Source organism: Psychrobacillus sp. L3 (assembly GCF_042945595.1).
In the GTDB taxonomy this organism is placed as follows: Bacteria; Bacillota; Bacilli; order Bacillales_A; family Planococcaceae; genus Psychrobacillus.
Window position 1 is genome coordinate 2,659,651 of the sequence record NZ_CP168493.1, and the last position, 25,617, is coordinate 2,685,267.

At 36.6% G+C, this 25,617-nt stretch carries 22 protein-coding genes; 10 read left to right on the plus strand and 12 right to left on the minus strand.

The window, feature by feature from the left end; all coding sequences use genetic code 11:
• Positions 1-6 precede the first annotated feature (6 nt).
• The 4 genes from ACEPXD_RS13155 to pruA all read right to left on the minus strand — a co-directional run bounded on the left by ACEPXD_RS13155 (position 7) and on the right by pruA (position 5,414).
• Positions 7-1,170, minus strand: a complete 1,164-nt coding sequence (locus ACEPXD_RS13155) for an iron-containing alcohol dehydrogenase (protein WP_391116578.1) — start codon at positions 1,168-1,170, stop codon at positions 7-9.
• Positions 1,171-1,255: 85 nt separating this feature from the next.
• A complete protein-coding gene (locus ACEPXD_RS13160) occupies positions 1,256-2,500 on the minus strand; it encodes a Glu/Leu/Phe/Val family dehydrogenase (protein WP_391116580.1) in 1,245 nt (414 codons plus the stop codon).
• 81 nt (positions 2,501-2,581) lie between these two features.
• On the minus strand, positions 2,582-3,775 hold the full coding sequence (locus ACEPXD_RS13165; RefSeq protein WP_391116582.1) for an ornithine--oxo-acid transaminase: 1,194 nt from the start codon (positions 3,773-3,775) through the stop codon (positions 2,582-2,584).
• A 94-nt stretch (positions 3,776-3,869) separates the two neighbouring features.
• Positions 3,870-5,414, minus strand: a complete 1,545-nt coding sequence (pruA, locus tag ACEPXD_RS13170) for an L-glutamate gamma-semialdehyde dehydrogenase (RefSeq protein WP_391116584.1) — start codon at positions 5,412-5,414, stop codon at positions 3,870-3,872.
• 135 nt (positions 5,415-5,549) lie between these two features.
• Between pruA and ACEPXD_RS13175 the strand changes: the two genes are divergently transcribed.
• Positions 5,550-6,857, plus strand: coding sequence for a sigma 54-interacting transcriptional regulator (locus ACEPXD_RS13175; RefSeq protein ID WP_391116587.1), 1,308 nt, complete (start codon positions 5,550-5,552; stop codon positions 6,855-6,857).
• A gap of 793 nt (positions 6,858-7,650) precedes the next feature.
• Here the strand turns inward: ACEPXD_RS13175 and yugI are convergent.
• From yugI to ACEPXD_RS13190, 3 genes are all read right to left on the minus strand, one after another.
• The gene (gene yugI / locus ACEPXD_RS13180) at positions 7,651-8,025 is read right to left on the minus strand and encodes a S1 domain-containing post-transcriptional regulator GSP13 (protein WP_391116589.1); all 375 of its coding nucleotides are present in this window, start codon (positions 8,023-8,025) and stop codon (positions 7,651-7,653) included.
• 86 nt (positions 8,026-8,111) lie between these two features.
• Positions 8,112-9,824, minus strand: coding sequence for a hypothetical protein (locus ACEPXD_RS13185; protein ID WP_391116591.1), 1,713 nt, complete (start codon positions 9,822-9,824; stop codon positions 8,112-8,114).
• Entirely contained in the window at positions 9,814-10,371 is a 558-nt protein-coding gene (locus ACEPXD_RS13190; RefSeq protein WP_391116593.1) for an RNA polymerase sigma factor, read from the minus strand. Before ACEPXD_RS13190 ends, ACEPXD_RS13185 begins: the two co-directional genes overlap by 11 nt.
• Positions 10,372-10,498: 127 nt before the next feature.
• Here ACEPXD_RS13190 and ACEPXD_RS13195 point away from each other — a divergent pair, with 127 nt between their 5' ends.
• The gene (locus ACEPXD_RS13195) at positions 10,499-11,836 is read left to right on the plus strand and encodes a sodium-dependent transporter (protein ID WP_391116595.1); all 1,338 of its coding nucleotides are present in this window, start codon (positions 10,499-10,501) and stop codon (positions 11,834-11,836) included.
• A 96-nt stretch (positions 11,837-11,932) separates the two neighbouring features.
• Positions 11,933-12,145 carry a helix-turn-helix domain-containing protein gene (locus ACEPXD_RS13200; protein ID WP_391116598.1) on the plus strand — a complete coding sequence of 71 codons (213 nt, stop codon included), beginning with the start codon at positions 11,933-11,935 and terminating at the stop codon, positions 12,143-12,145.
• Positions 12,146-12,180: 35 nt separating this feature from the next.
• Here the strand turns inward: ACEPXD_RS13200 and ACEPXD_RS13205 are convergent, their stop codons facing one another.
• Entirely contained in the window at positions 12,181-12,441 is a 261-nt protein-coding gene (locus tag ACEPXD_RS13205) for a DUF1871 family protein (RefSeq protein WP_391116600.1), read from the minus strand.
• A 75-nt stretch (positions 12,442-12,516) separates the two neighbouring features.
• Here ACEPXD_RS13205 and ACEPXD_RS13210 point away from each other — a divergent pair, with 75 nt between their 5' ends.
• Complete coding sequence (locus tag ACEPXD_RS13210; RefSeq protein ID WP_391116602.1) at positions 12,517-13,686, plus strand: MalY/PatB family protein; 1,170 nt, start codon at positions 12,517-12,519, stop codon at positions 13,684-13,686.
• Between the two features lie 633 nt (positions 13,687-14,319).
• Here ACEPXD_RS13210 and ACEPXD_RS13215 read toward each other — a convergent pair.
• Entirely contained in the window at positions 14,320-14,547 is a 228-nt protein-coding gene (locus tag ACEPXD_RS13215) for a hypothetical protein (RefSeq protein WP_391116604.1), read from the minus strand.
• A gap of 16 nt (positions 14,548-14,563) precedes the next feature.
• Positions 14,564-15,310 carry a peptidylprolyl isomerase gene (locus ACEPXD_RS13220; protein WP_391116606.1) on the minus strand — a complete coding sequence of 249 codons (747 nt, stop codon included), beginning with the start codon at positions 15,308-15,310 and terminating at the stop codon, positions 14,564-14,566.
• 139 nt (positions 15,311-15,449) lie between these two features.
• Between ACEPXD_RS13220 and ACEPXD_RS13225 the strand changes: the two genes are divergently transcribed.
• Together ACEPXD_RS13225 and ACEPXD_RS13230 are read left to right on the plus strand one after the other, a co-directional pair.
• Positions 15,450-16,691, plus strand: coding sequence for an MFS transporter (locus ACEPXD_RS13225; protein WP_391116608.1), 1,242 nt, complete (start codon positions 15,450-15,452; stop codon positions 16,689-16,691).
• A 63-nt stretch (positions 16,692-16,754) separates the two neighbouring features.
• Complete coding sequence (locus tag ACEPXD_RS13230) at positions 16,755-18,569, plus strand: transglycosylase domain-containing protein (RefSeq protein ID WP_391116610.1); 1,815 nt, start codon at positions 16,755-16,757, stop codon at positions 18,567-18,569.
• A gap of 108 nt (positions 18,570-18,677) precedes the next feature.
• Here ACEPXD_RS13230 and ACEPXD_RS13235 read toward each other — a convergent pair whose 3' ends face one another.
• The gene (locus ACEPXD_RS13235) at positions 18,678-20,171 is read right to left on the minus strand and encodes an MDR family MFS transporter (RefSeq protein ID WP_391116613.1); all 1,494 of its coding nucleotides are present in this window, start codon (positions 20,169-20,171) and stop codon (positions 18,678-18,680) included.
• 145 nt (positions 20,172-20,316) lie between these two features.
• Here ACEPXD_RS13235 and ACEPXD_RS13240 point away from each other — a divergent pair, with 145 nt between their 5' ends.
• The gene (locus tag ACEPXD_RS13240; RefSeq protein ID WP_391116615.1) at positions 20,317-21,192 is read left to right on the plus strand and encodes a TetR/AcrR family transcriptional regulator; all 876 of its coding nucleotides are present in this window, start codon (positions 20,317-20,319) and stop codon (positions 21,190-21,192) included.
• A 502-nt stretch (positions 21,193-21,694) separates the two neighbouring features.
• Here ACEPXD_RS13240 and ACEPXD_RS13245 read toward each other — a convergent pair.
• Positions 21,695-22,255 (minus strand): DUF5366 family protein, encoded by a 561-nt coding sequence (locus ACEPXD_RS13245; protein ID WP_391116617.1) that lies wholly within the window; start codon positions 22,253-22,255, stop codon positions 21,695-21,697.
• A 178-nt stretch (positions 22,256-22,433) separates the two neighbouring features.
• On the opposite strand from ACEPXD_RS13245, the gene ACEPXD_RS13250 reads away from it, so the two are divergent.
• The 3 genes from ACEPXD_RS13250 to ACEPXD_RS13260 are packed head-to-tail and all read left to right on the plus strand — an operon-like array spanning position 22,434 to position 25,616.
• Positions 22,434-24,866, plus strand: coding sequence for a Na+/H+ antiporter subunit A (locus ACEPXD_RS13250; protein ID WP_391116619.1), 2,433 nt, complete (start codon positions 22,434-22,436; stop codon positions 24,864-24,866).
• Positions 24,853-25,275, plus strand: coding sequence for a Na(+)/H(+) antiporter subunit B (locus ACEPXD_RS13255; RefSeq protein WP_151700708.1), 423 nt, complete (start codon positions 24,853-24,855; stop codon positions 25,273-25,275). The genes ACEPXD_RS13250 and ACEPXD_RS13255 overlap by 14 nt, the downstream gene beginning before the upstream one ends.
• A complete protein-coding gene (locus tag ACEPXD_RS13260) occupies positions 25,275-25,616 on the plus strand; it encodes a Na(+)/H(+) antiporter subunit C (protein ID WP_391116621.1) in 342 nt (113 codons plus the stop codon). Before ACEPXD_RS13255 ends, ACEPXD_RS13260 begins: the two co-directional genes overlap by 1 nt.
• Position 25,617 lies beyond the last annotated feature (1 nt).

Here is a 25,617-nt window from a genome sequence, read left to right on the forward strand (position 1 = left end):
GTTTTATTAAAGGCATGCAGTAAGTATTGCTTTAGTATCGACTGCATTTAGTTTATTGAAATTACCATACTCCCCATTAACCATTGCTTTTTCAACCATAAGGTCAATTTTAGAATCATCAATGTTGTAATCTGATAAGTTAGTTGGGGCATCTAATGAAGCCCAGAATGTTGCTAAACGATCAATACCCTCAAACGCAACTTCTTCAGCAGTTTTTCCCGCTGGATCCACATTAAATACTTTTGTTGCTAACTTTGCAAATCGTTCCGGATTTACATGTACATTATGACGCATCCATCTTGGGAAAATAATTGCGAGTCCACCGGCATGAGGAATATCATATACCGCTGATACCGCATGTTCGATATTGTGACTTGCCCAATCTCCATTGTATCCCATTCGTAAAAAACCGTTTAATGCTAAAGTACCTGCAAATAAAATTGTTTCACGTAGTTCAAAGTTTTCTAGATCCTTAACAAGTTTAGGTGCAGTTTCAATCACAACTCGAAGAACTCCTTCAATCATTTCATCGTGTACAGGTGTATTCGTTGCTTCATGATAATATTGTTCAAACATGTGTGACATCATGTCAACAATGCCATAAACAGTCTGATTTAATGGAACGGTAAAAGTATTTTCAGGATCTAAAATAGAAAACTTAGGGAATATAAGCGGATTACCCCATCCATATTTTTCTTGTGTTTCTTCATTTGTAATAACAGAACCGGCATTCATCTCAGAACCGGTCGCAGCTAGTGTTAAAACAGTTCCAAAAGGCAGTGCATCTGTCGGAATGGCTTTTCGTGTCACTAAATCCCAAGGGTCTCCATCATATTTAGCAGCAGCAGCGATTAGTTTTGTACAATCAATTACAGAACCTCCACCGACAGCTAAAATAACCTCAATTCCTTCTTGCTTACAAAGCTCTGCTCCTCGTTTCGCAGTCGATAATCTCGGATTGGGTTCAACGCCAGCTAATTCAAATACTTCCATATTCGCTTCATTTAATACTGACATCACTTGTTCATATAATCCGTTTTTCTTAATACTTCCTCCACCGTAAACAACAAGTACTTTTTTTCCGTATAGCGCAAGCTCATCTGCTAATTGACCTAACTGTCCTTTACCGAAAATTAATTTTACTGGATTTTGAAAAGAAAAAGCATTCATCTAAATATCCTCCTCTAAGTTGTCTTTTAATCATAAAAAAACCGCTTGTAAAATACAAGCGGTTCAACTTATTCAACAGTTTGACTTATACCCAACCACGGAAGCGTGATGCCTCAGCAGTTCTACGTACACCAACCATATATGCAGCTAAGCGCATATCAATATTACGAGTAGTAGCTACTTCATAAATATTTTCAAATGCATCTACCATTTTCGCAATAAGTTTGTCGTTTACTTCATCTTCAGTCCAGTAGTAACCTTGGTTATTTTGAACCCATTCAAAGTATGACACAGTAACTCCACCAGCACTTGCTAAAACGTCAGGAACTAATAAAATATCTCTATCGTAAAGAATTTTAGTAGCTTCTGTCGTAGTAGGACCATTCGCAGCCTCAACTACAATTTTAGCTTTAATATTGTGCGCATTGTCAGCGGTGATTTGGTTTTCAATTGCAGCTGGAACTAGGATATCGCAATCCAATTCCAATAACTCTTGGTTAGAAATTGTATTTTCAAACAAAGTAGTAACAGTACCAAAACTATCTCGACGATCCAATAAATAATCGATATCTAAACCGTTTGGATCATGTAAAGCACCGTAAGCATCAGAAATAGCGATAACTTTTGCACCTTGATCGTTCAAGAATTTAGCTAGGAAACTTCCAGCATTACCAAAGCCTTGAATAACAACACGTGCACCTTGCATATCAATGTCACGTTTTTTCGCAGCTTCGTTAATAATAATTGTTACACCTTGCGCAGTAGCACGGTCACGTCCTTGAGATCCACCAAGAACAATTGGTTTACCAGTAATAAAGCCAGGAGAGTTGAATTGGTCCATACGACTATATTCATCCATCATCCATGCCATAATTTGAGCATTAGTAAAAACGTCTGGTGCTGGGATATCTTTCGTTGGTCCAACAATTTGTCCAACTGCTCTTACATATCCACGACTTAAACGTTCAATTTCTCCCATAGACATTTCACGTGGGTCACAAACAACCCCACCTTTACCTCCGCCATACGGAAGATCAACAATCCCAGCTTTCAGTGTCATCCACATAGAAAGAGCCTTCATTTCATCAGGTGTTACACCTGGATGAAAACGAACTCCACCTTTAGTAGGACCTACAGCATCATTATGTTGTGCACGGTAACCAGTAAATACTTTTACTGTATTATCATCCATTTTAACTGGAATGCGTACTTCTAACATTCTAAGTGGTTCTTTTAGTAGTTCATACATCGCTTCGTCATATCCTAATTTGTGTAGAGCCTCTTGAATGACAGCCTGAGTTGATGTGAACAGGTTTAAATTATCAGCCATTTGATTGTTTCGCCTCTTTATTCATAATGTTTTATTCGGAACAATTGTAACATATAGTGAAGGATTTTTGTCTACCAAATATTAATTATTAAATACTTTTTTAATTTTTTCAATTGCCCAGTCTAATTCCTCTTTAGAGATAACTAGAGGAGGAGCAAATCGGATTACTGTATCATGTGTTTCTTTACATAATAATCCTAGTTCTTTTAATGCTTCACAATATGGGCGTGCTTCTTCTGTTAATTCCATACCGATGAATAATCCACGACCACGAACTTCTTTAATAGAAGGATGTTTAATTTCTTTTAAAGCATCCATGAAATAATTCCCTAATTCAAGAGAACGATCAGCTAACTTTTCATCTACCAAAACATCAAGAGCTGCTATAGAAACAGCACATGCCATAGGGTTACCACCAAATGTAGAGCCATGTGATCCTGGGTTAAACACGCTTAAAACATCATTGTTCGCAACGATACATGAAATTGGGAATACTCCACCACCAAGTGCTTTACCTAAAATGTACATATCTGGATTTACATCTTCCCATTCACATGCAAACATTTTACCAGTACGACCAAGTCCTGCTTGGATTTCATCTGCTATAAACAATACATTGTTTTCACGACATAATTCAAGTGCAGCTTTTAAGAAACCAGCTGGAGGAATAACAATTCCCGCTTCCCCTTGAATAGGCTCAATGATAAAAGCAGCAGTATTCGGTGTAATTGCAGCTTTAAGTGCTTCTAAATCTCCATAAGGAATTAAGTTGATACCTGGAAGCATTGGTCCAAATCCACGTTTATATTCAGGATCAGATGACAACGACACTGCTCCCATAGTACGACCATGGAAGTTTCCATTACATGCAATGATTTCAGCGTGGTCAGCTTCTACTCCTTTTACATCATAAGCCCATCTACGAGCTGCTTTTAGTGCAGTTTCAACAGCCTCCGCACCAGTATTCATTGGTAATACCATTTCTTTACCTGTTAATTTGCTAACTTTTTCATACCATGGACCTAATTGATCGTTATGGAATGCGCGTGAAGTTAAAGTTACACGATCTGCTTGATCTTTTAGAGCTTGAATGATTTTTGAATGACGATGCCCTTGGTTTACTGCAGAATAAGCAGAAAGCATATCCATGTATTTGTTACCTTCTGGATCCTTTACCCAAACTCCTTCCGCTTCTGAAACAACGATTGGAAGTGGGTTATAGTTATTTGCACCAAATTTATTTGTTTGTTCAATAACTTGTTGTGAAATTGTCATGGATTCGTACTCCTCTTTTTTTAATAGTTTGTAGACACAACGACATTTAGATATACCTATTTATCGAGCAGGCTGTGACACCTGCTCCATAAAATTAAAGCATTTCTGAAGTTGTTTTTGCTTGCATATGAAGTTGAACATAATCAGGTCCGCCAGCTTTTGAATCTGTACCAGACATATTAAATCCACCAAATGGTTGGTATCCAACGATTGCACCCGTACATCCACGGTTGAAGTAAAGGTTACCAACGTGGAATTCTTCACGTGCTTTTTCTAAGTTCATGCGGTTATTTGTAATAACTGCACCTGTTAAGCCGTATTCCGTGTTGTTTGCAATTTCAATTGCTTCGTTGAAATCTTTTGCTTTTGAAATACCTACAACTGGACCAAAGATTTCTTCTTGCATGATTCGAGAAGTTGGAGAAAGATCAGCGATTACAGTAGGTTGGATGAAGAATCCTTTTGAATCATCCCCAGTACCACCTGTAACAAGGCGACCTTCTCCTTTACCGATTTCGATATAGCTCATTATCTTATCGAAAGAAGCTCCGTCGATAACAGGACCAACAAAATGCTCATCGTTATCCGGAACACCTACCGTTAAAGCGTTTGTTAATTCTTCTACACGGTTAACCACTTGATCGTATACATCTTCTACGATTACCGCACGTGAACAAGCAGAACATTTTTGGCCACTGAAACCGAATGCAGATTTTACGATAGATTGAGCAGCTAATTCTAAATCAGCTTCTTTATCTACTACGATTGTATCTTTACCACCCATTTCAAGGATTGAGCGTTTAATCCAGATTTGTCCTGGAGATAATTTAGATGATTTTTCTACGATTCCTAAACCAACATCACGAGAACCAGTGAAGCTGATTAAACGAGTGCGTGGATGTTCAACTAAGAAATCACCAATTTCAGCACCTGAACCTGGGATAAAGTTTACAACACCTGCTGGCATTCCAGCTTCTTCTAATATTTCAACAAATTTATACGCTACAACTGGAGTTGTTGAAGCTGGTTTTAATAATACTGTGTTACCTGCAACCATTGCTGCAACAGTAGTACCAGCCATAATTGCAAACGGGAAGTTCCAAGGAGATATAACTACAGCTACTCCAAGTGGAATATAGTCATAACGGTTATATTCACCTGGACGGCTTACAACTGGTGCACCATCTTTTAAACGAAGCATTTCGCGGCCATAATATTCTAAGAAGTCGATCGCTTCTGCTGCTTCTACGTCAGCTTCCACCCAAGTTTTTCCTGCTTCTTTTGATAATAAAGCAGAGAATTCAGCTTTACGACGACGCATAATAGCTGCTGCTTTGAAAAGAACGTCTGCACGAACTGCTGGTTTTACTTTTTTCCATGTACTAAAAGCTTCATCTGCAATATCCATTGCTTTAGATGCAATATCTTTTGTTGCTTTAGAAACAATCCCTACAACTTGCTCTTTATTCGCTGGGTTATAAGAAGTGATTTTACCTTCTGTCGTAATTCTTTCTCCACCAACGATCAACGGGTACTCTTCACCAAGGTATGCTTCAACTACTTTATATCCTTCTTTAATCGCTTTTTTGTTTTCTTCTTTAGAAAAATCTGTGAATGCTTCATGTTTATAATCTATCATGTAAATCCTCCTTTAATTTTAGTGCAAAAATAATTTGCTCTTTTAATCCGTTTACATATATAATAATGCAAAAGATTGTTGCGTTTTTCAAGTATTAATTTCTAAAATGTCGAAATTTTTTTTGAGGTGAGCCAAATGAACGAAAAATTAGTTAAACTTCTTCCTTTTTATAAGTTCTCTACGGAGCAAGTAGCCATTGGAATACATGCTGTAGATACAACTGGAAAAACAGTTATCTACAATGAAAAAATGAAAGAAATAGAAGGATTAAATTCTGTGGACGTAGAGGATCGATCTATTTTAGAACTTTTTCAATTTGAACAACAAGATAGTACATTGTTAAAAGTTCTTCATAGTGGAGAACCAGTTTTACGCGTTAAACAGACTTATTGGAATCGAAATGGGCAGGAGATAACTACTATTAATGATACATACCCTGTTTCAGAAGAGGGGAAACTGATTGGGGCAGTAGAATTTTCTAGAGATATTACTGCATTAGAAAGACTGATTTATCAACCATTAAAACGATACAATGAACCAATAACCCTTTCTACCATTACTGCTGTTTCCCTATCCATGCGAGAAGTAGTGGAGAGATCTCTTAAAGCCGCTCACGTCCGAATGCCTGTATTATTAATTGGGGAAGCTGGCACTGGAAAAGAGTTAATTGCAGAAGGAATTCACAATCAGCTATCTCCAGCAAACAATCAATTTATCTCCCTTTTTTGCCATAGTTCGGATAAACACTTAATTAATAAGTTTAAAAAAGAGCTAGAACATATCACAAACTGTACAATATTTTGTGAAAGAATCGATTTATTATCCCTAGAATTACAAAATCAGCTTTTGCAAATTTTAAATTCAAATAAAAATGGGGATAATTTATTTATCGCCAGTATTGGTAAAGATCCTGTTGATTTAATAGCTACAAACAAATTAAGTAAGGAACTGTACTATTACTTTGCAACCGTCGCAATTACTTTACCACCGCTTCGTAATCGGACAGACGATATTTTACCTTTTACACACGATTATTTTAATCGATATCTCAATCGTTATGGTTCCACTATTAATGAAATAGAGGAAGAAGTCATTCTAGCATTTTTAACATATGAATGGCCGGGAAATTTAAAAGAACTCGAATTACTATTAGATGAAATAAGCTCCATGATTACTACGGAGCAAGTGCTTAAGTTTGATATGCTCCCTCTTCACTTCAAGTTAAAGGTACAAGATTTTTATGAAACAACTAAAAAAGCAGAGGATTTTGTTGTAACTTCTGAAAGAGATATGTTGCCGTTAGATGAATATTTGAGAGAAGCAGAGAAGTATTATTTACAAAAAGCATTGGATAAGTTTGATGGGAATATTACAAAGGCTGCCGAGGCATTAGGCATGAGTCGCCAAAACCTTCAGTATCGACTTAGAAAAATGAAAAAATAAGAAGCGGCTGTGAAGTGCACCTGGTCTTTACTATTTCCAGAGTGCTTTGGACGAAACATCGACTACACTATTATCGTAGTAATTTAACTTGAGAAATGACTGCGTCACTTCTTGAGCCATTTTTTCCGGTAATCTTGTGGCGGTTATTTGTCCGTCGCCCTCTAGAAGTATGTAAAGACATAATGCATTTGTTTTGATTAATGAGGGAATAAATCCCATCCTTTTCTTTTAAAGGTGGACGAAGATGCAATTTCGTCCGCTCAGCACTTATTTAATAATGGATGCTACCTATTTTTTTTAGGTTCCAACAACTCTAATCATCTGCCCACTTATTCATGTATACTGTGGAAGGTAAAAGTAAAAACATACAGCATATCCTGCGTAAGGTAGTCACCATTAAAAAGCACTTCAAGTCGTTGTGAATACTCGATTTCTAGTATATCAATTTCATATACTTTCTTATTAGATACTACTCACTTAATGGATTGTAGTGAAAGGTGGAGACTCCAGACGGAGGCCAATAGGATGTTGGTCACGAAGGCATTGCCACACGATGTGGCGCTCTTAGCCTTCGTTCCTCGGAGACAGATGAGACATCGCAAGCGACGCGAATGCGGCGCACCCGCTGAAAGCGTCCACCTGAAACGGAAATCCGTGGTATTATTTAATACTTTAAAGTACTATGAAAACTGGTTTCGCAGGAGGAAAATCCACATGTTTTCTTAAATCTAAAAAAAGGAGGCTCTGAGTGCTGTCGTTTTTGTACAACACTCAGAGCCCCCCTTTTCATTTATTAACGGATTGATTGTTTAATCCAATCTGCTAACTTTTCTTTTAAAGTGTTAAACCCTTCTAGATCATGCTCATCTACACGGGCTTGGAGGGTTTTCCGTGGTTTATCATCTTTTTTTGGAACTGCAGGTTTTTCTTGTAGTTCACGTATGGACAAACTTATCTTTCCTGAATCATTATCTACTTCTAGAATTTTCACTTCTACTTCTTGCCCAACTGTTAAAAACTCACTGACTTCTTTCACATAGCCATACGTTATCTCAGAAATATGCACAAGTCCTTGTGTATCTTCATCTAAACTAACAAAAGCACCATAAGGTTGAATGCCAGTAACTTTTCCCTTAACAACATCTCCTACCGTAAAATCTTTGATCATCTCGTTCACTCCCTACTTCTCTATATTCGTATCTACCCTAAAGGTCATGTTAAATTATAACATAGTAGAAAGAGAGCGAGCAAAAATCACTGGGTTGGCATAAAGGCTGCTCGCCAACCGTTTTCTGTATGGATGACTGCAAAACCAACTACGGTGTCTTGCAAGTACTGCGCATTTTCTGGATGTAGGGTTAAAACTACATACCCACCTTCATCCGAGCGTTGTTCAAAACGGAAAGAAGAAAACTCCTTACGAAATTCCGTTATTTTTTCATGAGGAGCGCTCATATATTCTGCTTTAGGAATTTGATAGTATCCATCATCTTTAATGTACAGTTCATATTGCGTTTCATAATCCCCTAACTGTATACAATAATAATACAACCCAACAATTTCTTCAGCTGTTGCTTCTTTTAAAACCGTTTGATCATTCGTTTCAGCAAATGATTGATACATTGCTTGGATTCGTAGTAGGAAATCATCATCAACAAGCGTTTCATTTCCTATTTTTTTGTTCACTAAACGCTCGGGCATAAACCGCTCCAAATCTCCATTTTTCGCAAGATGAAGCGCATCTTCAATATCTCCATAAGTAAAGTCTTCCCACGCTTCAGATTTAGTCCATCCCGTTGCCTCAAATTCTTTCACAATTGGAATTAATAAATATGGAGAAGGCGAATTTGCTTCTTCATTTGCCATAGTGTACCAAATTTCTTTATATTCCTGTTTTACAACTCCATTTTCATCAAAAACTGGATTCTCCATTGTACCTTCCACTAGATAATAAAATACACTTGTATAATAAGTTTCCATTCTTCCATATTCAAATGCCTCTTCATCCAGCAAAACACCCTCCATAGTTAATAGAGCAATCAATGTCTTATCCATTGGGTAGATTAATTCCGAAGCATACGTAAAGGGCTCGTATGCCATCATTAATAAGTAACCATTTGCAATTGGATCCAAATTCCAAAAGTAGTTTGTATAAAGACGTGCAAAACTATAGCCAAAGTGAATATCAATCCCTTCCTCAACTATCTCTAATTCAAGACTTTGGTTTTGGGCTATTTTCCTTAAATTTTGAAGTTCTTTCGAAAGATTTCTTTCATTCTCAAGTATTTTGTTCATATTGTATAAGCCATTCACTTTATAAATAGATAGCTTATCTTTGTACTCATCCAATTTTTCATTTGCATAACCTTTAAGCATACTGACTTTTAAGTAATATTTATTCATAAACTCTATTGTTTCTGCCTTAGTTAATTTATTTCCTTTGTATATTTCTTGTTCCATTTCAGATGGTAGTTTTAACTGATCCAAAATTTTGTCATACCGTTCATCTAAGTCGGTATAAATAGTTCCCTCTATAAATGGTGTAGATCTTGGATCTGTATAATGTTGGAAATACATATCTGCAGAACTTATAAATTCAATTTGTGAAAACTCTTCCTCGGGCAGATTCAGCATTTCACGTCTTTTTTCTCTTTCTATTGGATACTCTTTTTTCAATCTATCAATAAATTCTTTGGCAGATTCGTTTAGTTCACCTTCCCCTTGTATTGCATTTTCATTTAATAAAAATGTACTTCCAAGTATCCCGATAATAATTATGCTAGCTAAACTAACAGCCCATACCGTTACTTTTTGCCATTTAGAAGTTTTAAGTTTTTCCTCATTTGCAGATGGAACTTCCTCTTCTTCAATTTTGTTTAATATTTCAACCATGTCGAAATTAGAAGGTACTCTTTCATAGGATGTTTTCAATAAGTCCAATCCTTCTTCTAGTTGTTTATCGTCCATATTTTTCACCTCCGTTTGTTGAAAGAAGCTTTTTTAGTTGTTCTTTTGCACGGAGTAATCTAGTTTTTACTGTTGATAATGGGACGTTTAAAACATCCGCGATTTGTTCGTATGATAAATCATGAAAATAGAACAGAATAATTGGGTGTCGGTATTTTTCATCAAGTGACTGAATTGTATCATGCAGTTCCCGATCTTCCTCAAAGACTAGCACTCGATCTTCAGCTGATTTGGTAGAGTACTTTACTCCAATCTCATTACTAAGCTTTTCTTCTTTTTCCTTCTCTTTTGTTTCTTTTCGGTAATAGTCCCTCGTTGTATTTAATGTAATTTTGTATAACCATGTAGTAAATCGCTCACGCTTGAACTGATGTAAAAAACGATATAGCTTTACAAATACTTCTTGTGTGACATCGGGAATATCAATTACTTTAACGCCACATTGAAATGCAAACTTTTCTACGGTTCGATGATGTTTTTGAATGAGCTCTGTATAAGCAAATTTGTCTCCCTGCTGCGCTCGCTCGATAAGTTCATATTCTGACATTGCTCCCCCTCACTCTCTCTATGTATGGGTGATACGAAAGATCGTTCAATTATGTTTCACATTTACGCGTACATTTTCATAAAAACCTCGTGTACAATAAGACAGTCCTACAAAAGGAGGAATTACTTTGGAAAAAAGAGATCATTTTGGATCGAAGATAGGTTTTATATTAGCAGCTGCTGGAAGTGCAATCGGCTTAGGCGCGATTTGGAAGTTCCCCTATATGGCAGGAACGAACGGTGGCAGTGTGTTCGTAATGCTATTTATCGTATGTACAATTTTAATTGGGTTACCTATCCTACTTGCAGAATTTATTATTGGAAGAAAAGGACAAGCTGATGCTGTAACTGGATTTAAAAAGCTTGTTCCAGGAAAGCCTTGGTTTTTAATCGGATGGTCCGGATTTATCTTTTCATTTATCATACTATCTTTTTATAGTGTTGTTGGAGGTTGGATATTATCTTATTTGATAAGGGCAATTACCTTTAGCCTGAATGGAACGAGCGAAACGTTCTATGAAGATCTTTTTAATACAGTTATCTCCAATCCTTGGGAAGTATTAATAGGGCAAGGATTATTCATATTTTTAACCATCTGGATAGTATCTGGCGGGATTAAAGGTGGAATCGAGAAGGCTAGTAAATGGATGATGCCCGTTCTACTTATATTCTTTGTTGTATTAGCAATTCGCTCCTTAACACTAGATGGTGCCATAGAAGGAGTTAAGTTTCTCTTTGTACCTGATTGGTCATACCTCACTTGGAAAACAGCACTACTTGCTTTAGGACAAGCATTCTTTTCTTTAAGTGTCGGTGTTTCAGCAATGATTACATATGCATCATACTTACCAAAAGAGACGAAATTAGGTAGTTCAGCGCTCAGTGTATCCGTACTCAATATTGGCATTTCGATAATGGCTGGTCTTGTTATTTTCCCTGCTGTATTTGCCCTTGGATTTTCTCCGGATTCGGGACCTGGATTAGTATTTATCATTTTACCCGCGGTGTTTAAGCAAATCATATTTGGTCAATTTTTCTTGATTTTATTTTTCATTTTGTTATTATTTGCAACACTCACTTCATCTATCAGCATGTTAGAAATTGTTGTATCCATTGGGATCAAATCAAAATATGATCGAAGAAAACGTGCTGCATGGGTATATGGATTCTTTATCTTTTTAGTAGGTATTCCAAGTGCTTTATCTTTTGGTGTACTTTCGAATATACACATTTTAGGCATGTCTATTTTTGATTTTGCAGACTTCATCACAAGCAGCTTTGGGTTACCACTTGGTGCATTATTTATCTCATTATTTGCTGGATATGTACTATCAAAGTCGGAACTTTCTAACGAGTTGATGCTAAATACTTTTCTTTTACATGCATGGCATATCATCGTTCGTTACGCTGCTCCAGTCGCAATTATTATCGTGTTTGTCCAAGGAATTATTAAAGTGTTTTTCTAAAAATTGCTACTCTTTTCTTCCATAAATGATGTTCTAAAAAGTTTGTGCTATAATATATTAATACATTAATACTTCTTTGAAAGGATGGATGTAATAATGAAAAAAGAATTACACTTACAACTACGTCAATTAAGAGAAGAACGCAATATTTCTTTAGAAACACTTGCACTAAAAACAAGAATCGGTACTGGAAAGCTAGAGGCTTACGAAGCTGGCAATGAAACCCCTTCCGTACAAACACTACTTAAATTGTCCAATGCACTAGAGGTACCAGCTTCTAATCTATTAGACGGCCTACAAAACGCATAAAAGCTTTCGGTTTTTACACCGAAAGCTTTTTCTTTTTAGATGATGCATTTCATTTCATACTTCAAAGCGATTAATTTGTACGAAATATCCACACACTTTTCAAGTGGAATCCACTGTTCAAATGAATGTTCATAAATAGTTTGAATTCGTTTAGCTAGGTCGGAAGGATGATCAATCATTTGTAAATCTGCAACGACATCTGCAGCTTCTGCGTCATAACTATCGACACCTATTTCAAATGGGTCCCATTCCTGTAATGTCCAAACAGCTTTTCGATTCATTTCAATTGAGTCCATAAATTTTCACCTTACTGTTTTTATTCGTTAGAGTTATAATAACATAATAATCTTAAATTGAAAGAGGTAATTAATTTGTCTGATTTTACAACTGTTTACCAAAGACGTAATACTAATTCGGTAAAATGGGATTCAGTGGAAGAAATTTATTCGATTACAGATGCTTCTCAAGTACTTCCGATGTGGATTGCAGACATGGATTTTGCAATACCTTCTCCCATTACCGAAGCATTGCAACGACGTTTAGAACACCCAGTTTTCGGTTATTCTAAGGCATCGGAAGAAACAAAAACAGCGTTCACCAACTGGATGCAAAAAAAACATCAATTAAAAATAGAAAATAAATGGATTTTGTTTCAGCAAGGGGTAGTTCCTTCCATATCAGCAGTTGTTGAAGCTTTTACAGAAGTAGGAGACAAAGTCCTTATACATACTCCAGTATATCCCCCATTTACAATTGTCCCTGAAAAACTGGGGCGCGTTGTAGAAACTTGCCGACTTACCGAGCAAGATGGATCATTGGAAATCGATTTTAGTGCATTTGAAGCAAAGTTAAAATCAGGGGTAAAAGTATTTATCCTTTGCAGTCCACATAACCCGGGTGGACAAGTGTGGAGCAAGGAAGACTTAACGAAAATAGCAGCATTATGTCAAAGTAATAATGTTTTAGTTTTATCAGATGAAATACACTCAGATATAGTTTTTAAACCAAACAAGCACATCCCTATTTTATCAGTCGCGGAAAATCTTAATAATATTATTACTATTTTTGCTCCTACCAAAACGTTTAACTTAGCAGGCATTCAAGCAGCAACAATTATTGTTCCAGATGAACAGAAAAGAAAAGTACTAGAGGATCATGCTTTGGCGCATGGACAAATGGAATTGAGTATTTTCTCATTAACTGCTTTCCAAGCAGCTTATGAACATGGTGAAGCTTGGCTGGAAGAACTTCTAGAAATTGTATCTTCTAATATGGATTATGTAGTGGATCAATTAACGTCTAAAGTAGATGGAATAAAAGCTTTCAAACCAGATGGTACTTATTTATTGTGGATTGACTATCGTGACACTGGTTTAAGTGAAAAGGATATGATGGATCTTCTTTTAACAAAAGGGAAGCTAGCACTAGAACCAGGTACAAAATACGGGGAAGCTGGAAATGGCTTTTTACGTATGAATGTTGCATGTCCAAGAATGACAATAGAAGATGGAGTCGCACGATTTATAAAAGCTTTAACCTAAAAGTAGCTCAAGCGGCATTTAAGTGCATCTGGTCTTCTCTATTTCTAGAGTGCTTTGGACGAAACATTGGTTACACTATTACAGTTTGAATTGTGTAGCTGGAAGTGACTGTGTCACTTCCAGCTACACTTTTTTCGGTAATCTTGTGGCAGATGTTTTGTCCATCTCCCTCTTGAAATAGGAAGAGACAAGGTACATAAGATTTGGTTAATGAGAGATTAGATACTTCCCAATTCTTTTAAAAGCGGACGAAGATACAATTTCGTCCGCTTAAGCCTTCTTTATCAATGAATGCTATCTATTTTTTCAGGTTCCACCAACTCTAATCATCTTCCCACTAATTCATGTATACTGTGTACGGTAAAAGTAAGAAACAATCCAGATCAATACCTTGTAGGAGACACAACTTAACCAGAGTCCAAGTCGTTGTGAAAACTGGTTTTCAATTATATCAATTTCAGATACATTCCTATGAAAACAGCGGCATTACACATATTCAAAAATTAATAGGATATTCATTTTAAATCAAAATAATACCGGTTTAATGCTGAAATTAGCTTTCTCATGGTAGATGGTGGCTTTAGTGAAACGTGAGTCATGGTAGTTTCTCAGTCTATAACAAAAGGATTCAACTCAGTTTTGAGTTGAATCCTTTTCCATCTGTTCTTTTCTCGCTTGCATTACTTTTGCTTCTATTTCTCTAGCTTTCTCTGCGTCCTTATTAGATTTTTTCATTAACCATCTAAATAGTAGGATGCAAATTCCTATGAGTACAAGCAATTCAATCACTACAGGAATATATTCTGTTTTATCTTCTGGAAAGTACAGATATAAAAAGCCTAGTTGTAAAATATGGAACATCTCGACACTTCCCTACTTATTTTTGCACGATTTCAATCGATTCAATCGTAATATCTTCTAACGGCTTGTCATGTGCATCTTTTTCTGCTGCTGCGATTTGGTCGACAACATTCATTCCATCAATAACTTGTCCAAATACAGTGTGCTTCTGATCCAAATGTGGAGTTCCGCCCATTTGTACATATGCTTCTGCGATTTCGTCCGGCAAACCACGTGATTTCAATTGTTCTACAGGTGCAGGTGCCTCCGATGCTTGGACAATAAAAAATTGGCTTCCGTTTGTATTAGGTCCAGCATTGGCCATAGAAAGCGCTCCTCTTAAATTAAAAAGGTTCTTAGAAAATTCGTCTTCAAATTCATTGCCGTAAATACTTTCTCCACCCATACCAGTTCCTGTTGGATCCCCACCTTGAATCATGAAATCCTCAATTACACGATGAAAAATAAGTCCATTGTAGTAACCATTTTCTGCATGTGTTAAAAAGTTTTCGACTGTTTTAGGTGCTAGTTCTGGGAATAATTTAATTTTTATTGCTCCCTTTGTTGTGTGCATAATAACTAATGCTTCATTAGAAGCAACTTCTGTTGAAAGTTGTGGATACATTGTTTTCTCTCCTTCTTCTGCGGTTGCTTTGTCTTCTGTTTTGTCTATATTTGTTTCGGTCTCTGTTGTTGCAGAATCATTTGGCATTTCAGTTTTCTTTCCACAAGCGCTTAAGCTCATTACAGCAACTATTAAAAATAATAAAATGATTTTCTTCATGAATCATTCACCCCAAATTAGTTTAACATAAAGGGAAGTGCTTTTCAGTGACAAAGTATCTAACTTTCTTAGCTTAACGAAATGTTCTATAATAAGAAGAACTAGAAAGTACGCATCAAAATAGAAAGAAGGGATTTCGATGAGCGTACAGAAAAGAAACTTTACAATCATGTTCTTTTCCAACTTTTTAGTATCTGGAACGATGACAATGATTATGCCCTTTTTATCTTTATATATTAAAACAATGGGTGACTTTTCGGATGCATATACCCAAAAATGGGCCGGATTAATATTTGGGGCTACTTTTGTTTCCGCATTCATAATGTCTCCTATATGGGGAAGAGTAGCGGATAAATATGGGTACAAGCCTATTCTCATTATTAATGGTTTCGGTATTGCGATAAGCGTACTTTTAATGGGATTTGTTCATTCTGTGGAAGCTTTTTTTGTACTTCGCTTATTTATGGGTATCGTTACTGGATTTATCCCTACTTCACTCGCATTTATTAGTTCACAAACTCCTAAGAATATTGCGGGGAAAACAATGGGAACCCTCCAAATGGGCAGTGTCTCTGGAACTTTATTTGGTCCAGTAATTGGTGGTTTTTTAGCAGATACGTTTGGATTTCAATATACATTTATCATTACCTCGAGCGCTGTAACGGCGGCAGCAATACTTGTTATTTTCGGCGTGCAAGAATTGAGAAGAGAAAAGAAAAAAGGGGATCACGAATACTCTCGAAAAACGGTTATCTCTGGTATTTTTCATCATCGTTTAATTTTAAATGTGTTAATGATCACTTCCCTTATACAAATTGGATTATTTAGTATTCAACCACTTTTATCTTTATATGTTTCTCATTTAACAAATTCCAACGAAGTCGCTTTCTTAGCAGGAATTACGTTTAGCGCAACAGGAGTAGGAAGCTTATTATTTGCAAGAGTATGGGGGAAATTAGGTGATTCGATCGGATACGAAAAAGTGTTATCTGCACTTCTTGTAATTGCTTTCGTTTTCATTGTTCCAATGGCTTTTGTAACTGATTTATGGCAACTAATTGTACTCCGACTTCTTTTTGGTATTGCGTCGGGTGGACTAATTCCTATTACCACTGCACTTATTAGAAGAGAAGCACCTATCGAAGTACAAGGTGAATTAATGGGCTATAATACAAGTTTTCGGTTTTTAGGAAATATTATTGGACCTATGTTTGGTGGATTCATCAGTGGATATATCGGAATTTCTTCCGTTTTCTATGTTACTGGCGCATTATTTCTAATTGCATTTTTTATCATTTATTTTGCAAGAAAAAAACCTGTCCAAGATTTTGAAGAGGTATTATTAGAAGAAGAACTGCACGAAAAAGCAACTAGTTCATAAGGAATTGGAGTCTAACAAATGCGCCAAGTAATAGGGTTTTTACTCGTCATAATATGTTTTCCGATGATATGGATTTTGTACTCCTTCATCCATTCCGAATTATTGTCGGCATCTTCCTTTCAAGATGATTTAGCTCAGTCTATTCAACTTTCAAGTCCTACTTTATCTTCTCCGGTTATATTATTAGATGAACATGACCATCTTTTTTCAGAGGATTATGTGGAGTGGAGAGTTCCACTTCCACTTCAGTCCATTCCTTTGTTTGTACAAGAGTTGTTCATTCAAAGTGAGGATGTTGAATTTTACAACCATGTTGGATTTAATTTTAGTGCGATTTTCCGCGCCTTATTTGCCAATGCTTCCGCCAACTCGAAAGATCAAGGGGCGAGTACGATTACCCAACAATTAGTGAGACTTCGATATCTATCAACCGAAAAGACATATGAAAGAAAAGTAATCGAGCTTGTCTATGCTTATGAAATGGAAAAGCAATCTACGAAAGAAGAAATATTAACAAATTATTTAAATGAAATTTATTTTAGTAACCAAGTGTACGGAATTGGTGCAGCTGCAACATATTATTTTGGCAAACCATTAGACCAATTAACTGAAGCAGAGCTTGCCTTTGTGAGTGCAATTCCAAACAACCCAACAATTTATAATCCACTAGAACATTTTGAAGCTACTAAAAAACGGCAAGAATTGCTCATAGATGTGTTAGTGAAGAAGGAGAAAATATCTGAAGATCATGGAAAAACATTAAAAGCTGAGCCTATTGTTCTACATACAAAAACAAAAAAACAACTTTACCCTGCTTATAGCACGTATGTATTAGAAGAGTTAAAAAAGCTCATCGCCAATAAAGAAGGCTACACTGAAAAAATGAGCACTGCCCAAAATGAGCAACAAAAACTTATTTTTGAAAACGAACTGCAATCGAAAGTGAACGAAATTATTGCGCAAGGTGTTACAATTCATACCGCTCTAAACCCGGTAAAACAACAAAACGATGAGAAGTATATAAACCAATTACTATCTAAAACACCTGACTTGCAAGCTGCATCCGTTGTCATTAACAATGATACACGAGAAATTTTAAGCCTATATGGTGGAAAAGATTATAAAAAGTTCGATTTCCATCGCGCGTATCAAGCTGTTCGGCAACCGGGATCAGCACTTAAACCATTACTTGTGTATGCACCCGTTTTTGAAACAACAACACTAACTCCAAACAATACGATTAATGGTGGGAAGCTATGTATTGGTAATTATTGCCCTAAAAACTACGGAGGGGCGGTATACGGTTATGTAACAATTAAACAGGCATTCCGTTTAAGCCATAACACCCCTGCAGTTCGATTATTAGATACTGTTGGAATTGACAACGCTTTCGCTAAACTAAGTCAGTTTCAATTTAGTCATATTACAAAAGAAGACCGTTCCTATGCGGCTGCATTAGGTGGATTAACAAATGGCGTTACTGTATTAGAAATGGCGGATGGATACACTAGTTTTATAAACGGCATGTATAAACCTGCTCATGCAATTCGCAAAGTAACCGATACAAGTGGGACAGTTTTATATGAATGGAATGAAGAAAAAACAGAAGTTTGGTCTCCTAAAACGGTTCAAACAATGAGAGGATTACTTGCTGATGTTGTACAAAATGGGACAGGCAAAGGGATAACTATCTCCTCTCCTTATCTAGGTGCCAAAACTGGAACTACAAATGATTTTCATGACTATTGGATCGCTGGACTATCAGATGCGTATACATCCGCTGTTTGGATAGGTTATGATATGCCTCAAAATATGAAGCGAATTGAAGCGAAAAAAATTCATCATGCAATCTTCAATAAAATTATGACGGACGAATAAAAGAAGCTACGAATCCGTAGCTTCTTTTATTCTGGATAATTACGTAACTTGCTAAGATGAAATGCACGCAAAATTTATCTACTCACCCCTATAGTGGAAGTATACGATTTAGTGCCCCATCATCATCGTTGTATCTGGTTTCTCTTCTTCATTTTCTCCTTCATGATCGTCCTTCAAACGTGGTTTGCGCAGGGTAAGACTCATGAGTATACCAAATGCAGCTATACAAGAGGTAAGAAAGAAAATATCGCCGAACGCAGATGCAGAGCTTTGGGCCAAGTTAGCATTAGCTCCCGCTTCAACCATATGGTGAGTTGTTCTAGAAGTTAAGAAACCTGTTAATCCAGCTATAGCGAAAGACATCACGACTTGTTGAGTAGCAGTTGTAAGCGGCGTTATCCTACTTACAAGTTTACGTGGAGCGGAATTCAATACATGTGTATTAAGTGCCATCATCGATAAACCCATACCAGAACCCATCATAGCTAATGGCAGCATTAGCGTAGACCTTGAGCTGTCCAAGTCGATTTTAGATAATAAGAATAAAGCGATTGTTATAATAATTAACCCAACAAAAGCTAACGGACGAGCCCCCACTTTATCAAATAGCTTTCCTCCAATTGGCATAAATACAACAGAAGCAAGTGCCATAGGAAGAGTCGTTAATCCGCTTTCCAATGGTGTATAACCTAGAAGATTTTGCAAGAACAAAGGAACCATCAAAATGGAACCCATAAGCGCAATTTGAGAAATCCAAGTTAAGATTACACCTCTTGTGAAATCAGATGAGCCAAATGCACGAAGCTCAAGAAGTGGTTGTTTCTGACGAAGCTCCACGAAGATAAATAAAGCAAGAGCGACACCACCAACGATTAATCCAGTTAATGTTCTTGTAGAAGTCCAATCCGAACCTCCTTCACTCATACCGAATGCCAGCATAGAGAATGCGATTGGCGCTAATATCATTCCCCAAACATCAAGTGCTGGTGTTTTATGTCGTTCAATGATCGGCAAATACTTCCAACCCACTAATAATGCTGCAATTCCTATTGGCAGATTAATAAGGAAAATCCAGTGCCATGATGCAAGTCCAATAAGCCATCCTGACAAAATTGGGCCAGCTGCAGGTGCAAGAAGCATAGGAACACCAAGCATAGCCATTACAGATCCCCTCTTATCAGGAGGAGAAAGCTTAAATATCATAGCCATTCCTATTGGAGAAACCATTCCGCCGCCAAGTCCTTGAATAACACGGAAAAGAACGAGCTGTTCCGATGTCTGAGCGAGAGAACAAAGAACCGAGCCAATTGTGAATAAAGCAATTGTAGTTAGAAAAACTTGCTTTGCCCCGAACTTATCAGTTAACCAACCTGCAAGCGGAATTACGGCCGCAAGGGATAGCGTATAACCTGTAATTGTCCATTGGATCGTTTTAAGTGTAGTATCGAAGTATGCCTGTAGATTGGGAATAGCGACATTAACAACCGTGCTATCCAGAATAACCATAATCATTCCGATAATTACAGCCATTAAGGGCAAAATAAGTGCCTTTACTGAAAACTCTGGCTGTTGTGCTGCCGAAGCAGTGTTTTGTATTGACATAAGTTGATTCCTTTCCTTGACCAGATGTGATGAACGTTTTACTATTGACCTATAGTTTTTTTGGAAAACTATTGAGTCAACCGTTACTTTTTTATTCTACTTTTTTTTACTTCAATGTCAAATAGTTTTTAAAAGGAGGAAAACCTTGAGCATTATCAGACAAAATATTATTGAATCTGCCACACGACATTTTTCAGAGAATGGCTTCGCGGCTACTTCCATACAAGAAATCGCAGATGACTGTGGAATTGCCAAAGGGTCATTATATAAGTTCTTCCAATCAAAAGAAGATTTATATATCACTTTTCACGATTCGCAACAGATGGCCATGTACACCAAAATTGAAAACATTCGAGCAGATGCAACATTATCCTTGCGGGAGGTATTTATTCTCGAAACTGAATGTCATTTTGAGTTTTTCCTAAATAATAAATTTATTATGCATGATATTAAAAAAATGAACACCTCAAAAGGACAATTTGCCCCGTACTTCCTTCGTTTAAGAGCAAATCACCTAAAATATAGTATGGAGTGCTTGATTCGATTTCTTGGAGAAGTAGTACATCCTAATATTTGGGATTTAGTTACCATGTATAACGGGATTGCGAGGGAATTTATTTTCTATGTGATATATGAAAACAAACCGCTGAATATCAGAGAAATTGCGGTTTATATCGCTGATCGAATCGAAGAACTGGCCGAATGTATCTTACAGAAGAAAACAAAACCAATCTTGCAAAATTCTATAATGGAAAATTGTATGCAATATGAGATGGAGGGGAACTCAATTCCAGTAGGAGAATATCGAACCAGTTTGCTTGGAAACTTATTATCCACAGTTAAAGAGCTTTCTGTCACAAACTTCCGAAAAGCAGAGCTTGGTGAATCGATCACTTTGCTTCAGGAGGAACTTGCAAAAGAGGCACCTAAGTCCATTCTTATTCATGCTTTGCTAGACTTTATTGGAAAAGAACATGCACTGAATAATATCGTTAGTCAATTAAAAAGATATACTATTTGAACCAACATACCTCGGTAAATAAGAAAAGCTCAAGCGTCCTTTAAGTACTTATGGTCTTCCCCATTTCCAGAGTGCTTAGGACGAAACATTGGCAACACTATTACCAGGGGAATTTTTGTGGATTGAGAAGTGACTGCGTCACTTCTCAATCCACTTTTTTCGGTAATCTTGTGGCGGATGTTTGTCCGTCGCCTTCTTGAAATAGGTAAAGACATAATGCATTTGTTTTGGTTAATGAGAGAATAAATTCTTTCCTAATCTTTTAAAAGCGGACGAAGATACAATTTCGTCCGCTCAGCGCTTCTTTATCAATGGGTGCTATCTATTTTTTCAGGCTCCACCAATTCTAATCATCTACCCGCTGATTCATGTATACTGTGTACGATAAAAGTAAAAACAATCAAGATCAAGCCCTTTTAAGATTTGATGCACAATTTATAAACACTAGCCAAAGTCCCTCTACATCTAGAACTTACCTAGCCATAGAAATGTATATGTCTTTTTATAAAAATGGTAAGCTTGCCATTACCCCGTTATATAGCTTAATAATTACATAGATCACTAATGCTAAAAAAAGGCTCCAAACAAGAATCTCGAACATGATCAAACCTACTGTTCCTAACAAACTCATCGAACTACTCAATTTATAGACTACATAAACGAAATAGATGAATGCTGTTGATAGAAAGACTAATAGCAATATAGGAAGAGATTGAAATCCAATAGCCGAAATAACCGCTCCTACAAAAAAGATGACATAACCGCCTCGTGCTTGGGAAATGGTCTTACCCTCTAAATCTTTCGAGAAGAATAGCATTCCCAGCTCATGAATTGTTTCAGCAATTAGTTTTAATGCAGAAAAAAGCATAAAATAAATGAGTGTAAAAATAATGAGCAAAAAAATTTTTAGCTCTAAGTCAGACAGAAATTCTCTCATTCCGCTATATACACCAATAACTTTAAATAAATCTAGTACTTTATTCATTGTAAAAATAGATACAGATAAACTGAATAATAAGATTGTAATTAAGGGTAAAAATCCAAACACATATGGGTTTTTCATAGCCGCTCCTCTAACTCTATTCTTTCTTCTCTAATAGTTAAGAAAGCTTTTCTTTATCATATCGGAGAAAAGGGGCATTCTGCAAGTAGCTTTCAACCTTTCGCCATGCAATTACTCCATTTTTGCGTTATAATTTTAGAGATGCATTTAAATACATACTTTTGAAAGGAGGATTCAATTGCCCTTAGTTTTCGCAATTTTCATGCCTATTGTTGTTGCACTGGTGATTCCTTTTCTATTTAAGAAAATTTCAAGCATTCATACAGGATGGTTTGTCTTAATCGTTCCTGTAATCCTCGTTTGTTTTTATGCGACGTACATACCATCTATTATGGATGGAACCACTAATATGAACGTGCTTCCTTGGATTCCATCCCTTGGAATCTCATTTGTTTCATACATAGACGGATTGAGTTTACTCTTTTCCTTACTAATTACGGGTATTGGAGCATTAGTTGTGCTTTACTCGATTTTTTATTTGGATAAGAAAAAAGAAAAGCTTGGTAACTTCTACGTATACTTATTAATTTTTATGAGTGCAATGCTAGGAGTCGTTCAATCGGACAATTTAATCGGATTGTATTTCTTTTGGGAATTAACGTCCATATCCTCTTTTCTTCTAATTGGCTATTGGTATACAAGAGATCGCTCTCGTTTTGGGGCCTTAAAATCGATGATGATAACGGTATTTGGTGGGCTTATGATGCTTGGAGGTTTTTTAATTCTCGGAATCATTGGGGACACTTTTTCTATTCGTGAACTGATTGCACAAGCTCCAACACTTGCTGGAAGAGATCTTTTTGTATGGGCACTTGTACTTGTGTTACTTGGAGCTTTTACAAAATCTGCACAGTTCCCATTTTATATTTGGTTGCCTGATGCCATGGAAGCTCCTACTCCTGTTAGCGCATATTTACACTCTGCAACAATGGTCAAAGCAGGATTATATTTAGTCGCACGATTCACTCCTATTTTTGCATTTTCTGAAGTGTGGGTTTGGCTTGTAACTGGAGTAGGGATTCTCACACTATTTTGGGGTTCTATCTTTGCGATTAAACAAACTGATTTAAAAGCCATACTTGCTTTTTCTACGGTTAGTCAGCTTGGTTTAATCATGTCCCTTCTTGGAATTGGTTCAGTTGCTTATCATGTTACCGGAGATTTAGTAACTACATTTACATTTGCAACGTTTGCAGCCATTTTTCACCTTATCAATCATGCGACTTTTAAAGGAAGTTTGTTTATGATTGCTGGAATAGTGGATCACGAAACTGGTACGAGAGATATCCGAAAACTGGGTGGGCTTATGAGTTTAATGCCATTCAGCTTCACGATTGCATTAATTGGAAGCCTCTCGATGGCTGGTGTTCCACCGTTCAACGGATTTTTGAGTAAAGAAATGTTTTTAGAGGCTGTTCTCAATTTACAACATTTTAATCTTTCCGCTATGGAATCTTGGGGTATTTTGTTCCCAATCATTGCGTGGATTGCAAGTGTATTTACATTTGTTTATAGTTTGTATTTTGTTCTCCATACTTTCCGTGGGAAACATAAACCAGAGCAGTTGCCAAAAGCTGCCCACGAAGCGCCAATAGGAATGCTTTTATCTCCTGGAATATTAGCTACACTTGTCGTAGTAATATTCTTTGTCCCAAATTTTGTTGGACGTACATTTATTAAACCGGCAGTAGCAGCTATTCAACCTTTAGCTTACCAAGTTCCAGCAGATGTTGGGTTTACGATAAAAGCTTGGCACGGGTTTCACTCCCCTGCTTTGTATATGACGCTTGGAATCTTTTTAGTTGGTTTTATTTTGTTTAAAACGATTTCAAAATGGTCTCCAGTTTATAAAAAGCTTCCATCTAAATTTACGTTAAACAAAATGTATGAGGCTTTGACCCGTATTGCGGATGGAGGAGCTAATCGGTTCTCGTCTATCTATATGACAGGCTCTATTCGCTCCTACTTTGTATACATGTTCACTGCAATTATTGTATTGCTTGGTGGAACGATGTGGCTGAAAGATGCATTCACTATTAGCTTGGTAAACCTAGCACCTATTCGTTTTTTTGAAATACTTATTTCGATCATTTTAATCGTTAGTACTGTTACAATTTTAGTTACTAAGTCAAGATTAACTGCGATAATCGCCCTTGGAGCAGTAGGCTACACAGTTGCCTTGTTCTATATTTTGTTTAAAGCACCAGATCTTGCATTAACACAATTAGTAATAGAAACAGTTTCTGTCGCTTTATTTTTAGGTGCATTTTATCATTTACCGAAAATGAATACACATGAAAAAGGAAAAGAAGATCGTGGTTTCCGTTTAGGTAACTTTCTTATTGCCCTTGGAGTAGGAGTGATGGTTACCTTAATCGCCATCTCGTCTCACTCTCAAAAACTTATTCCTTCCATCTCTAAGTATTATAAAGATACTGTCTATACGGAGGCTGGCGGCAAGAATATCGTAAACGTTATTTTAGTAGATTACCGTGGGTTTGATACATTGTTCGAAATAAGTGTCTTAACGATTGCCTCACTTGGAATCATTGGGATGATTACTTTACGTCTTGTAAAAAAGAAAGGAGATAGAAAAGTTGAAAACAAATGATTTAATTATTCAAACGACTACTAAAGTAGTTTTCTTCATTATTTTTCTATTCTCCATTCATATCTTTTTTGCAGGGCACTATGCACCAGGCGGAGGATTTGTTGGCGGATTATTAATGTCAAGTGCCATCATTTTATTACTACTTGCATTTGACTTAAAAACAGTGAAAGAAATGCTTCCAGTGAACTACACAGTCGTGACCGCAATTGGATTGTTAACCTCCCTCGCTACGGCAGCTGGTTCTATTTTCTTTAATGTTCCTTTCTTTACGCATGTATATAGCGATTTCAACTTACCGCTTCTTGGGGTAACTTCGATTCATACGGCGATGTTTTTTGATACGGGAGTATACTTAGTTGTTGTCGGAGTCACAATGACCATTATTCAAATGATCGGAGGAGATGAATAATGGAAATATTAATGTCCATTTTAATCGGCTTTCTTTTCATGGCAGCCATTTACTTAATCCTTTCCAGAAGTTTGCTTAGAATTATTATCGGCACCGGCTTGTTAAGCCATGGAACACATCTCTTGCTTTTAACGATGGGCGGTTTAAATGGAAAGGCTGCTCCCGTATTAACAGATGGAGTTACCGACTATGTCGATCCAATTCCACAAGCTTTAATATTAACAGCTATCGTAATCAGTTTTGGTGTAACAGCCTTTTCTTTAGTGCTTGCTTATCGTACATATAAAGAAGTTGGTACAGACAATATGGAATTAATGAAAGGAACAGAAGACAATGATTAAT

What these genes read in the sequence shown, in the direction of transcription:
- ACEPXD_RS13165 (WP_391116582.1), bottom strand. Translation starts at nt 3,775, where the DNA reads ATGACAATTTCACAACAAGTTATTGAACAAACAAATAAATTTGGTGCA.
- ACEPXD_RS13235 (WP_391116613.1), bottom strand. Translation starts at nt 20,171, where the DNA reads ATGTCAATACAAAACACTGCTTCGGCAGCACAACAGCCAGAGTTTTCA.
- ACEPXD_RS13185 (WP_391116591.1), bottom strand. Translation starts at nt 9,824, where the DNA reads ATGGACGATAAACAACTAGAAGAAGGATTGGACTTATTGAAAACATCC.
- ACEPXD_RS13200 (WP_391116598.1), top strand. Translation starts at nt 11,933, where the DNA reads ATGAAAAAAGAATTACACTTACAACTACGTCAATTAAGAGAAGAACGC.
- ACEPXD_RS13245 (WP_391116617.1), bottom strand. Translation starts at nt 22,255, where the DNA reads ATGAAAAACCCATATGTGTTTGGATTTTTACCCTTAATTACAATCTTA.
- pruA (WP_391116584.1), bottom strand. Translation starts at nt 5,414, where the DNA reads ATGATAGATTATAAACATGAAGCATTCACAGATTTTTCTAAAGAAGAA.
- ACEPXD_RS13230 (WP_391116610.1), top strand. Translation starts at nt 16,755, where the DNA reads ATGATATGGATTTTGTACTCCTTCATCCATTCCGAATTATTGTCGGCA.
- ACEPXD_RS13175 (WP_391116587.1), top strand. Translation starts at nt 5,550, where the DNA reads ATGAACGAAAAATTAGTTAAACTTCTTCCTTTTTATAAGTTCTCTACG.
- ACEPXD_RS13215 (WP_391116604.1), bottom strand. Translation starts at nt 14,547, where the DNA reads ATGTTCCATATTTTACAACTAGGCTTTTTATATCTGTACTTTCCAGAA.
- ACEPXD_RS13205 (WP_391116600.1), bottom strand. Translation starts at nt 12,441, where the DNA reads ATGGACTCAATTGAAATGAATCGAAAAGCTGTTTGGACATTACAGGAA.
- ACEPXD_RS13220 (WP_391116606.1), bottom strand. Translation starts at nt 15,310, where the DNA reads ATGAAGAAAATCATTTTATTATTTTTAATAGTTGCTGTAATGAGCTTA.
- ACEPXD_RS13225 (WP_391116608.1), top strand. Translation starts at nt 15,450, where the DNA reads ATGAGCGTACAGAAAAGAAACTTTACAATCATGTTCTTTTCCAACTTT.
- ACEPXD_RS13155 (WP_391116578.1), bottom strand. Translation starts at nt 1,170, where the DNA reads ATGAATGCTTTTTCTTTTCAAAATCCAGTAAAATTAATTTTCGGTAAA.
- ACEPXD_RS13160 (WP_391116580.1), bottom strand. Translation starts at nt 2,500, where the DNA reads ATGGCTGATAATTTAAACCTGTTCACATCAACTCAGGCTGTCATTCAA.
- yugI (WP_391116589.1), bottom strand. Translation starts at nt 8,025, where the DNA reads ATGATCAAAGATTTTACGGTAGGAGATGTTGTTAAGGGAAAAGTTACT.
- ACEPXD_RS13190 (WP_391116593.1), bottom strand. Translation starts at nt 10,371, where the DNA reads ATGTCAGAATATGAACTTATCGAGCGAGCGCAGCAGGGAGACAAATTT.
- ACEPXD_RS13260 (WP_391116621.1), top strand. Translation starts at nt 25,275, where the DNA reads ATGGAAATATTAATGTCCATTTTAATCGGCTTTCTTTTCATGGCAGCC.